11 protein-coding genes are annotated in these 11,358 nt (G+C 65.0%); 8 read left to right on the forward strand and 3 right to left on the reverse strand.

Annotated elements, in window-relative coordinates; all coding sequences use genetic code 11:
* Positions 1-5: 5 nt before the first annotated feature.
* Positions 6-1,457 carry an aminotransferase-like domain-containing protein gene (locus tag ACO1P8_RS03940; protein ID WP_486294615.1) on the forward strand — a complete coding sequence of 484 codons (1,452 nt, stop codon included), beginning with the start codon at positions 6-8 and terminating at the stop codon, positions 1,455-1,457.
* Between the two features lie 7 nt (positions 1,458-1,464).
* Here ACO1P8_RS03940 and ACO1P8_RS03945 read toward each other — a convergent pair whose 3' ends face one another.
* The 3 genes from ACO1P8_RS03945 to ACO1P8_RS03955 form a co-directional block, all read right to left on the reverse strand.
* On the reverse strand, positions 1,465-1,956 hold the full coding sequence (locus tag ACO1P8_RS03945) for an MgtC/SapB family protein (RefSeq protein WP_486294616.1): 492 nt from the start codon (positions 1,954-1,956) through the stop codon (positions 1,465-1,467).
* Between the two features lie 228 nt (positions 1,957-2,184).
* A complete protein-coding gene (locus ACO1P8_RS03950) occupies positions 2,185-2,613 on the reverse strand; it encodes a hypothetical protein (protein WP_486294617.1) in 429 nt (142 codons plus the stop codon).
* A 236-nt stretch (positions 2,614-2,849) separates the two neighbouring features.
* On the reverse strand, positions 2,850-3,659 hold the full coding sequence (locus ACO1P8_RS03955; RefSeq protein ID WP_486294618.1) for an alpha/beta fold hydrolase: 810 nt from the start codon (positions 3,657-3,659) through the stop codon (positions 2,850-2,852).
* 326 nt (positions 3,660-3,985) lie between these two features.
* Between ACO1P8_RS03955 and tssA the strand changes: the two genes are divergently transcribed.
* The 7 genes from tssA to tssG all read left to right on the forward strand — a co-directional run bounded on the left by tssA (position 3,986) and on the right by tssG (position 11,345).
* Positions 3,986-5,128 (forward strand): type VI secretion system protein TssA, encoded by a 1,143-nt coding sequence (gene tssA / locus ACO1P8_RS03960; RefSeq protein ID WP_486294619.1) that lies wholly within the window; start codon positions 3,986-3,988, stop codon positions 5,126-5,128.
* Between the two features lie 13 nt (positions 5,129-5,141).
* Entirely contained in the window at positions 5,142-5,720 is a 579-nt protein-coding gene (gene tssB / locus ACO1P8_RS03965) for a type VI secretion system contractile sheath small subunit (RefSeq protein WP_486294620.1), read from the forward strand.
* A gap of 27 nt (positions 5,721-5,747) precedes the next feature.
* Complete coding sequence (gene tssC / locus ACO1P8_RS03970) at positions 5,748-7,250, forward strand: type VI secretion system contractile sheath large subunit (RefSeq protein WP_486294621.1); 1,503 nt, start codon at positions 5,748-5,750, stop codon at positions 7,248-7,250.
* A 102-nt stretch (positions 7,251-7,352) separates the two neighbouring features.
* Complete coding sequence (locus tag ACO1P8_RS03975; RefSeq protein WP_486294622.1) at positions 7,353-7,844, forward strand: type VI secretion system tube protein Hcp; 492 nt, start codon at positions 7,353-7,355, stop codon at positions 7,842-7,844.
* A 104-nt stretch (positions 7,845-7,948) separates the two neighbouring features.
* A complete protein-coding gene (gene tssE / locus ACO1P8_RS03980; protein WP_486294623.1) occupies positions 7,949-8,455 on the forward strand; it encodes a type VI secretion system baseplate subunit TssE in 507 nt (168 codons plus the stop codon).
* Between the two features lie 2 nt (positions 8,456-8,457).
* Positions 8,458-10,338: a type VI secretion system baseplate subunit TssF gene (gene tssF / locus ACO1P8_RS03985; RefSeq protein ID WP_486294624.1), complete on the forward strand. Its 1,881-nt coding sequence runs from the start codon at positions 8,458-8,460 to the stop codon at positions 10,336-10,338.
* On the forward strand, positions 10,323-11,345 hold the full coding sequence (gene tssG, locus ACO1P8_RS03990; protein WP_486294625.1) for a type VI secretion system baseplate subunit TssG: 1,023 nt from the start codon (positions 10,323-10,325) through the stop codon (positions 11,343-11,345). Before tssF ends, tssG begins: the two co-directional genes overlap by 16 nt.
* Positions 11,346-11,358 lie beyond the last annotated feature (13 nt).

An 11,358-nucleotide genomic window follows, 5' to 3' on the forward strand; every position in this document is an offset into this window, starting at 1 on the left:
CACACATGGCAGATTCCTCCAGCGAACCGGCGCCGCTCAAACGCTATGAAGCCGTCGCCGCCGACATCGCCCGGTCCATCGAAGCCGGCACCCTGCGCGCCGGCGACCGGCTGCCCTCCGTGCGGCAGGCCAGCGCGGCGCGGCGCGTCAGCGTCTCCACCATCTTCCAGGCGTATTACCTGCTGGAAGCGCGCGGCTACATCCAGGCGCGCGATCGCTCCGGCTACTACGTCAACCCGCGCCGCCGCGCGCCGCCCGAGCCCGAAGTCTCCCGGCCGGATGGCAATCCGGCCCAGGTGGACGTGGCGGCACTCGCGTTCGAAGTGCTGGGCTCGGTGCGGGATCCCGATACGGTCCCGTTCGGCTCCGCCTTCCCGTCGCCGAGCCTGTTTCCACTGGTGCGCCTGGCCTCCGCCTTGAAGGCCGGACTGCGGCGCATGGACGCCCGCAGCACGATCGGCGATATGTTCACCGGCAACGCCGCGCTGCGCCGCCAGATCGCCGTGCGGTATTTGATCGACGGCATGGACGTGCACGGCGATGACCTGGTGATCACCAACGGCGCAATGGAGGCCCTGCAACTGGCCTTGATGTCGGTGACGCGGCCAGGAGACACGGTGTTGATCGAATCGCCGGCGTTCTACGCGACCCTGCAGGCGCTGGAGCGCATGAAACTGCACGCGGTCGAGGTGCCGACCAGTCCGCGCACCGGCATCCAGCTGGACGCGCTGGCGCAGGCGATACGCCGGCATCGGCCGCAGGCCTGCTGGATCATGTCGAATTTCCAGAACCCCACCGGCAGCCTTATGCCGGAATCCGGCAAGCAGGCGCTGGTCGCGCTGCTGGCCCGGCATGGCATTCCCTTGATCGAAGACGACGTCTACGGCGAGCTCTACTTCAGCCGCGCGCGCCCGCTGCCCGCCAAGGCCTACGACCGCGATGGCCTGGTCCTGCATTGCGCGTCGTTCTCCAAATGCCTGGCGCCGGGCTATCGGGTGGGATGGGTGGCCGCCGGGCGCTACGCCCGGGATGTCGAGCGCCAGAAGCTGATGACCACCCTGGCGTCGCCCAGCCCCAATCAGCTCGCGCTGGCCGAATACCTGGATCACGGCGGCTACGATCGCCATCTGCGCCAGCTGCGCGCCACGCTGGGGCGGCAGCAGCAGATGATGATGGCCGCGCTGGCGCGCTACTTTCCCGAGGGAACGCGAGCCTCGCGTCCCCAGGGTGGCTATTTCCTGTGGGTGCAATTGCCGCCGGGCGCCGACGCGCTGGCGGTATATAGAGAGGCGCTGGCGCGGCGCATCAGCGTGGCGCCAGGGCCGATTTTTTCGCCGCGGGGGGAATATCGCGATTGCCTGCGGCTGAACTACGGCCACCCGTGGGACGACACCCTGGAGGACGCGATGCGCGTGCTGGGCGAGATCGTCGCGGGGGAGGTAGCCCGGCAGCGTTGACGGGCGCTCAGGGCGTCCCGTTGCCGATGCGCCGCTCCAGCCGGTGCAGCAGATCCAGGATCGCCAGCGCCAGCAGGGCGCTTACGATGGCCAGGACTTCCTTGCCCATGCCGGTCGCGATGCCGATGGCGGCGGTCAGCCAGATGCTGGCGGCCGTCGTCAGTCCCTTGATCTCGCCTTGCGCGCTGGACTTGATGATGGCACCGGCGCCCAGGAAGCCAATACCTGAAATGATGCCTTGCAGGACGCGCCCCACGTCGTCCACCGCCATGCCGGCCTGCACCGGCGCCAGCACGAACAGCGCCGCGCCCAGCGCGACCAGCATATGCGTTCTCAGGCCCGCCGCCTTGCCGCTGCGTTCGCGTTCATAGCCGATCATGCCGCCCAGCAGCAGGGCGAGGACCAGGCGGATGACGATGCGGGTATAGGCCGCCGCATCGCCAATGTCGGAAAATTCTTCCTGCAGCGTCTGCCAAATGGTGCTGGTAAGGGTGTCCATGCCGTCCTCGGGATCGGATCCTTCTGGTTATTGTCGCCGTGTTGTAGCACGAGCACCGTGAATCGGTCCTACATGCGGTCATTGCGTCCTACAGCGCAAGGCGATTGCAGGAAGCTTGCGCCGGCGCGGCTTCCGTGGCGAAAGCCGCGCCGGGCACTTCCTGACGCGCTCCCGGCTGACAGACCGGGGCCCACCTCGCCGCTATAGTGGCCGGGTCCTGGAGATTCATCAGATGGCTATACACCACAACACCATATCGCCGTCCGTGCCTGGCGCGGCTGGCATGGGGGGCGTCGAGCCGCCGCGAGGCAGGCTGAGCGAACGCTTGTTCAGGGCATGCAAGGGACGTGCGACGCGTGCCGCGCGGTCCGTCAGCCGCATGGTCGGCCGCATTATGCGTCCGCGGTCGTCGAGTCCGCCGCCCATGCGCAGCGCCACGCCGGGCGCGCCGCGTGCCAGCCTGCGCAAGCTGGACTTCGCCGCCGTCGATTCGAGCCGGTGCCGCGGCCTGCAGATTTCCCCGGGCTCGCTCTCCAGCAAGTCCATGCCGGATTTCGCCGTGCGCGGCACGTCCGCCACGCCGTCGCCGTCCGCATCGCTGCCGCCCATCGAGGGGGTGCGCCTGAAGCCGGGCCGTTCCGCCGGCAGTCTGCCCACCCGCAAGCCTTCATTCGACGGCCCGCCGGCATTGCCGCCGCGTCCGCCGGGGCTGGGCAGCCCATTCCATGTTAGGCACGGCGGCGCGAGCCCGCCATCGAGTCCCTCTGCCAGTCTCGCGCCGGCATCCATCGAAAGCGGCGGCGCGGCCTCGACGGCGCCCAGCCTGGTCTTCCAGCGCCGGGATCCGGCCGGCCCGCCCATCACCGCGCGCGTGGCTCCGGAGGGGCCCCCGCCTACGCCGCCAGGAAGCGACGGACCGCTTCGTTGAACGCGCGCGGGTTCCCCAGGTTCATGCCATGGGATGAACCCGCGATGCGCAAGGTTTGCGCGTGCGGCAGCCAGTTCTGCAAGGTATCCAGAATGGCGGGATAGGGATGCGGACTCAGGGCGCCGCCGATCAGCAACGTCGGATGCGTGACGGCGCGCGCGTCCTTTTCGGTCAGCACGTAGGGGGCTTCCTGCGACTGCGCCGCCAGGGTGTGGGCGTTGGCGATCGCCATTTCCTTGAACCAGGGCACCATGCGGCGCCAGGTCTGTTCGCCGCTGACCGTATCGATGAATAGCGCCAGGCCCTGTTCCACGTTGCCCGCGCGTATGCATTCCTGCGCGCGCCGGCGAAAGTCGTCACGGCTGTCGTCCTGCTCGTTCAGCATCAGGCCGGGGTCGGCCAGCACCAGCGCGCGCACCTTATCCGGATGGCGGCGGGCCAGTTCGAAGGCGATGCGGCCGCCGCGCGAATGCCCCACCACGTGGGCGTTGCCCTCGCAATGCCTGTCGATGAACGATGCCAGGGCCGTGGCATGGTTCTCCACCGAGAAGCCCGCCAGGTCCGTCGCCGGGCCGTCCGGCCAATACCCCGGAAGGCTAATGGAAAAAACCCGGAAGTCCCGTGCCAGCGCCGGCGCCTGCGCTTTCCAGTAGCGCAGGTCGCACAGCGATCCATGCACCAGCAGCAGTGGCTGTCCATTGCCGCCGGCGGCATGGACCAAGCCGGCTTCGGCAGGACGGGGAACATGAATCGGATGCGGGAATTCGGCGGACATGAGCGGTGTGGACGGCTGGACGACTGCGGGCGCCTCGATTCTAGCCGCTGTCGCTTCAAGGATTGTCGCCTTTTTGTCCGCCTCAGATTTCTCGGATATTTGAGCGCCCGCTCCACGCATAAAGTTTCGGTCGTCGGCGTGCATCCCACCGGATGTACCTGGCGCAGCCCGCATCGCCGGATCGAGGCAACCCGCTTCGTATCGATGCAGCCCTAGTCACAAGCCAACGAGCTGCTGTCAAGAGAGACATTATCGTGTCGATTATGGATGTTCTTCCTGATGAAGACGCTTCCACGGAATGCACTTCCCAGGCGGGTATCTCGACGATGCCCGGAGCGCACCCGGTTCTTGGCGGCGATGCGGGCTACCTCCGGCCGCGGGCGCCGACCATAGACCTGGAAAATTTTCTGGCCGACATTGCCGCGGATGCGCCATGCGGCCCGGACCTGCAATACGACCCGGACTATGTCGAACTCGCGCACGTCATGCAGGGCAAGCCGGATGTCGAGTACGGCGACATGCATATCGATGCGGCCGAGCCCGATTGGAAGGCCGCCAAGGCGCTGGCCCTGAAACTGCTGGCTCGCACCCATGACTTGACGCTGGCCGTGTGGCTGAGCCGCATCCTGCTGAGCCTGCACGGCTTCGCCGGCCTGGATGACGGGCTGGCGCTGGTCGAGGCCTGCATAGAGCGTCACTGGGACCACGTCCATCCTGTCCTGGAGTCCGACAACGATCCGACCGAGCGGCTGAACATCCTGATGGGGCTGGACGATATGGACGGCGTGCTGGGCGCGGCGCGCCGTGCCCCGCTGGTTCGCAGCCCCATGTTCGGGCAGGTCTGCCTGCGCGATATCGATATCGCCACGGGAGAGCTGCCGCCCCGCCCGAATGACGAACGCAAGTCGCTGAAGGACATCGGGACGATATTCAGTACGGCCGATGCAGCACAACTGGAAGCCGCCCTGGGTGCCATCGAACAGGCGCTGGTGCGCCTGGACCGCATCGCGGCCCTGCTCGATGACCGTGTCGACTCGCAGTATGCCTGCGAGCTGGAGAAGCTGCCCAGGACCCTGCAGCATGCCGCGCGCGCGGTGCGCGAGCATCTATCCAGCCATTCCGGCAGCGCGACCCGAATCGACACCATGGACCTGGAGCACGTACCGTCCGATGCGGATGGCACGAACGGCAGCCAGGACACGACCGGCGCCGGCAGTGGCGACATCCGCAATCGCGACGACGTCGCCTACCAGATAGACCGCATTTGCGAGTACTACGCGGCCGAGGAACCGGGTAGCCCAGTCCCCGTCCTGCTGCAGCGTGCGAAGCGGCTCATCAATATGAACTTCATCGAAATCATGTCTGAGCTGTCTCCGCAAGGATTCGCGGAAATCAGCTTTCTTGCCGGCATCCGTCCCGACGGCCCTCGTTCTGACGCCGATGCCTCGGAAGCCTATATAAACCCCTAACGGAGATATCCGGATGACCAAGGAAAGTAGCCAAAAATTTCTCGGCCGCACGCGACCGCCCCGTGTGCAGATCGAGTACGACGTCGAAGTGAACGGCTCGCAAAAGAAAGTAAACCTGCCGTTCGTCATGGGCGTGATGTCCGACTTGTCCGGGCAATCGCTCGATGCGCTGCCGCCGGTGGCGGATCGCAAGTTCCTGGAGTTCGACAGCGAGAACTTCGATGACCGCATGGGCGCGATCAAGCCCCGCGTCGCGGCTTCCGTGCCCAATGCGTTGACCGGCGAGGGCAACCTCGGCGTGGACCTGACATTCGAATGCATGGACGACTTCTCGCCGGCCGCCATCGCGCGCAAGATCGAGCCGCTGCGACGGCTGTTGGAAGCGCGCAGCCACCTGTCCAACCTGTTGACCTACATGGACGGCAAGGTATCGGCCGAGGACATGGTGTCGAAGCTGCTGTCCGATCCCTCGTTGATGCAGACCCTGGCACAAGCCGCGAAGACGGCCGAACCGCAGGCCGAGGATGGCACGCCGCCGGCGGCTTCCGATACCGCCGATGCCCCCGAAGACGGCTCCGCGCCGCAGTCGTAACCATATCGAAGCAACTAGGACCGACCAATGAGTGAAACAGTGGCGATGGCCGGACAGGCCAACGGGCAAACAACGACCGAAACCGGCGGCATGGATTTTTCGGCGCTTCTGCTGAAGGAATTCAAGCCCAAGAACGATGACGCGAAACGCGCGGTCGAGCAATCGATCACGACCCTGGCCGAATATGCCTTGCAGGATGCGCGGCTGATCTCCAGCGATGTCATGGACACCGTCCAGGCCATGGTCGCGGAAATCGATCGCAAGCTGACGCTGCAGATCAACGCCATCCTGAACTGCCCGGAATTCCGCAGCGTGGAAGGCGCATGGCGCGGCCTGCATTACCTGGTCAGCAATACCGAGACCACGGAGCAGCTCAAGATCCGCGTCATGAACCTGTCCAAATCGGACCTGTACAAGACCTTGAAGAAATACAAAGGGTCGGCCTGGGACCAGAGCCCGCTTTTCAAGAAAATCTACGAGGAGGAGTTCGGGCAGTTCGGCGGCCAGCCGTACGGCGCGTTGGTGGGCGATTATTACTTCGACAACAGCGCCCGCGATGTCGATCTGCTGGCGCAAGTCGGCAAGATTTGCGCGGCGGCCCATACGCCCTTTATTTCGGGCGCGTCGCCCGCGGTAATGCTGCTGGATTCGTGGCGCGACCTCGCCAACCCGCGCGATATCAACAAACTCTTCCAGACGCCCGAGCATGCCGCCTGGCGTGCCCTGCGGGAGTCCGAGGATTCCCGCTATATCGGGTTGACCCTGCCGCGCTTTCTCGCGAGAGCGCCTTATGGCGCGAAGTCGAACCCCGTGGACGAATTCGCGTTTGAAGAAGATACCTGCGGCGGAAATCCGGAGAACTTCACATGGGCCAATGCCGCCTATGCCATGGCGGTGAACATCAATCGTTCCTTCGCCGAATACGGATGGTGCTCGCGTATCCGCGGTATCGAGTCCGGCGGTGCGGTCGAAGACCTGCCCGTGCATCTCTTCCCCACCGATGACGGCGGCGTCGATGTCGTGTGTCCCACGGAAATCGCCATCAGCGACCGCCGCGAGGCGGAGCTGTCCAAGGCGGGCTTCCTGCCGTTGGTGCATATGAAGAATAGCGGCATGGCAGCGTTCATCGGCGCGCAGTCGCTGCAGAAGCCGGCCGAGTATGACGAGCCCGAGGCGACGGCCAACGCCAATCTGGCGGCACGCCTGCCCTATCTGTTTGCCTGCTGCCGCTTCGCGCATTACTTGAAGTGCATCGCCCGCGACAAGATCGGTTCGTTCAAATCCAAGGAGGACATGCAGAAATGGCTGTATCGCTGGATCCTGAAGTACCTGGACGGGATGCCGACGCATTCGTCCGAGGTCGTCAAGGCGATGAAGCCGCTGAGCGATGTCGCCGTAAGCGTCGAAGATGTCGAGGGCAATCCGGGGTACTACACCTCCAGGATCTATTTGAAGCCTCACTACCAACTTGAAGGACTGACCGTTTCGTTGCGGTTGGTCAGCAAGCTTCCCGCTGTCGAAGGGAAGTAAACGCGACGGAGGCCACTCGGCACCGTCGTCATCGCCGCCGGTATCCCGTGCCGGTCGGCCGCATCTCGACATTTTTGAATCCCAAGTACTAGGAGTAGCACAATGAGTGGCAATGCAAACCATGCCATATGGACATCGGATTTCGGCTCGGAGATCCAGGGCAGCTCGGCCATCGTGGAGAATCATCTGGATCTCTTGAACGCCAGCTACGGCTCCAGCAATACGCAGCACATGGCGTTGGGGGGGCATGTACGCGGTCCCGGCTCGGTGGAATTTTCCGACATCATGGTTGCCCGGATGAAATGCGCGGCCAGCACGAAATTGGCCTCGAGCGCCGCCAAGCGTACCGAGATCCCCAAGATCCAGATTTTCCAGTACACCCGCGACGGCACCGCCAAGCCGGTGGTCAAGGAAATCTGGACGCTGACGAACTGCTACGTTGCGGATTTCCAGAAGGCCACGGACTTCAACGACGAATCGTTCCGCATCTGGTACGAGTTGATCATGGTCGACGAATACCAAATGGAGAAAGACGGCACATTGAAGCCCTGCGGGACCTGGGGATATAACCGCCTGACGCACGAAGTCTTCTAAGAAGCGGCAGGGCGGACACGCTCCGTTTCTGAATTGCCGGAAGGGGCGGGGCCGGCGCTAAGCCGGTCCCGCTCCGCATGCCAGGTTGGGATTGGGCTCGGAACATGGCGGAACTCATCAGCAGGAACCGGCTGCAGCCTGCGCTGCTCGACCGGTTGACCGATCTGCATCCCGAGTGCGCGTCGGAGTCGCGCGATCGTCGGGTGATTTCGCTACGCCAGCTGCGGGAAGGCGTGCTGCGCGACATCACTCATGTGTTGAACAGTCGGCGCTTGTACGGAGCGGATCTGCACGCGTATTCCGCCGTCGCGGACTCGGTGCTGAATGCCGGCTTGCCCGATTTCGCGGGTAGGCCGGCATCCAACGTGGACAAGACGGTGCTTGCCGAAGAGATCGCCGGGACGCTGCGGCGCTTCGAACCCAGGATCCTTGCCGACAGCCTGCGCGTGTCCCCGGTGCTCGGGACGTCCGACACGCGGGGCAACGTCGTGGCATTTCTGGTCGAGGGCGATCTCTGGGCGCAGCCCTATCCGGAGCGGCTATACCTGATGACGGAACTGGACCTGGAAGACGGACAGATATCGATAAGCGAAGGACACGCGCGGGCGTAGGGATGAATTCGACCTTATTGCGCTATTACAACGAGGAACTCCAGTACCTGCGCGAAATGGGCGGCGAGTTCGCGCAAGCCTATCCCAAGATCGCCGGGCGGCTGGGAATGGATGGATTCGAATGCGCGGATCCCTACGTCGAGCGCCTGCTGGAGGGCTTCAGCTTTCTGTCGGCGCGTACGCGGATGAAGCTCGAAGCCGAGTTTCCGCGTTTCACACGGCACCTGGCGGAGATGATCTATCCGCAGTATCTGGCGCCGACGCCATCGATGGCGGTGGTGCAGTTCCAGCCGGATTGGGGGCATCCCGGATTGGCCAGGGGGCATCGCGTCCCCCGGCATAGCGTATTGAAGAGCAACAAGGACAAGCATACGACGACACGTTGCCAGTACCGGACCGCGCACGACGTGACGCTGTGGCCGCTGCGGTTGCGGGCGGCCGAGTACACGCCCTATATGGGCAATGTCTGCGGCGTCATCCCGGATCCGCGCTGTCACCCCGAAGCCGTGCTGCGCCTGCGTTTCGAAGTGTCCGCCAGGGTGGCGCCGGCCGCGCTGGCCCTGGATCGGCTGCCGCTCTTCCTGCGCGGGGCCGATGCCCTGCCGGCAAAGCTGTACGAGATCCTCGCCGGGCACGTACTGCATGGGTGGGCGGTGGCGCCGGGTCCCGGCGCGGCCTGGCATGTGTCGCTCGGCAATCCCTGCGTCGTGCCGATGGGATTCTCGGACGAGGAGGCATTGCTGCCGCCGTCGAGGCGGGCATTTCGCGGTTATCGCCTGATACAGGAGTACTTCGCGTTTCCCGAGCGTTATCACTTCGTCGAGCTGCGGGGACTGCAGGCGGCGATGCGCCGTTGCGATGCCACCGGTTTCGATGTAGTCCTGGTGCTGGATTCCTACGACCCGCAGCTCGGGAAAGTCGTCGACGCGTCGAACTTCTGCCTGAATTGCACGCCGGCGATCAACCTGTTCACCCATCGCGCCGACCGGGTGGTGCTGGAGCCGGGCAGGTTCGAGTTCCACGTGGTCCCGGATCGCAGCCGGCCCATCGATTTCGAGATATACAGCATCGAATCGGCGCACGGCTATGCCGCGCCGGACGATGAACCGCGCTTGTTCGAGTCGTTCTTCAGCGCACGCGATCCGGAAGCACGGCGCGCGTCCGCCGGAGCATTCTTCCAGCTGCGGCGGGAACCCAGAAAGCCCACGGAGCGCGAACGGCGCGATGGGCCGCGGTCGCGTTATCTGGGCAGCGACGTCCATATCGCGCTGGTCGATATGCATGACGCGCCGCTGCATCTGAATCTGCTGCAGTTGGGCGTCGACGCCCTGTGTACCAATCGCGACCTGCCTTTGTGCATGCCCGTCGGCGTGGGCGCCACGGATTTTTTCTTCGACGATGAATTGCCCGTGCAAAGCGTCCGCTGCGTGGCCGGCCCCAGCGAACCCAGGCCCGGCATGGAGGATGGCGCGGCGGCGTGGCGGTTATTGAGCCACTTATCGCTGAACCACCGTTCTTTGCTGGAAGACGGCGCCGGCAGGGGCGCGCGAACCATGCGGGAACTGCTCGATCTGTATTGCCATGAGACCGATGCCGTGGGCAGACGCCAGATCGCCGGTGTCCTGGACATCGCATCGCGGGGCGTGACGCGGCGCTTGCCGTTGCCGGGACCGGCCTGCTTCGGCCGCGGACTGGAAGTCACATTGACGCTGGATGACGGCGCCTTCCAGGGCGGCGGCGCCTTTCTGTTCTCCGCCGTGCTGCAGGCATTCTTTGCAGGCTACGTATCGATCAACAATTTCGCCGAGACCGCCGTGCGCACGCCTGCCCGTGGCGAAATCATGCGCTGGCGCGCGAGGGAGGGCCTGTGTCAGACGCTTTGAGCGCCGCGGGCGCCCTTGCGCTCGACACCGCGCGCTTCGATCTTTTCCAGGCCTTGCGGCTGATCGAATCGGCATACCCCGACCGTCCCCGGCTGGGCCGTTCCTTGCGCCCGCGCGACGATGTCGTCAGGTTGGGGCAACGGCCCCGGCTGCATTTCGTGGCGGCAGAGCTGGACGCGTACCGGCCGCCGGATGACGCAAGGCCGGCGCAATTGACGGCCAACGTCGGCGGGCTGCTCGGACCGAACGGCCCGATGCCGCTGTACTTCACCGAATATGTCCATAACCGGCTGGCGCACGGCGGGGACTCCACGCTGGTCGGCTTCCTGGATATCTTCCAGCACCGTCAGCTGTGCCTGTTCTATCGCGCCTGGGCGGATGCCCAGCCGGTGATCGGCATGGATCGCGGCCGGATGCGGGCCGAAGGCTATGCCCGCTATGTCGCCAGCCTGTGCGGCCTGTCCGCGACGGCGTCGGCGGCGGGCGGGGAGAGCGACGATCTGGACAAGCTGCAGTTCTGCGGCCTGCTTGCCACGCGCACGCGGCACGCCAGTGGATTGGGGCTGCTGCTGTCCCAGTATCTGGGCGTGCCGGTGTCGATACGGCAGTTCGTCGGACTCTGGCTGAAGCTCGCCAGCGAGGACTTGACGGCGCTGCGGCGCGACGGCGGCCGTTCCCTGGGCGAGGGCCTCGTGCTGGGGCGGCGGGTCTGGGACAGGCAGGCGAAATTCCGCGCCGTCATCGGACCGGTGGCGGGCCGCGATATACGCCGGCTGCTGCCCGGCGAGCCGGGCTACCGGCGGCTTGTCGAGTGGGTCGAGCTATATACCGGCGGCCTGCTGCATTGGGACATCGAACTGCAAGTCCAGCCCGAAGCCGCCTCCTGCATGAGGTTCGACGGATCCGCGCGCCTGGCATACACCAGCTGGCTGGGGCAAAAAAAAACGGCGGACACGCCCGCGATGCTGCGCATTCAACCGCGCGGAAATACTCACCCTATGAGCTAGAGGAAAAAAAATA

The sequence above is a fragment of the Bordetella sp. genome (assembly GCF_057362025.1).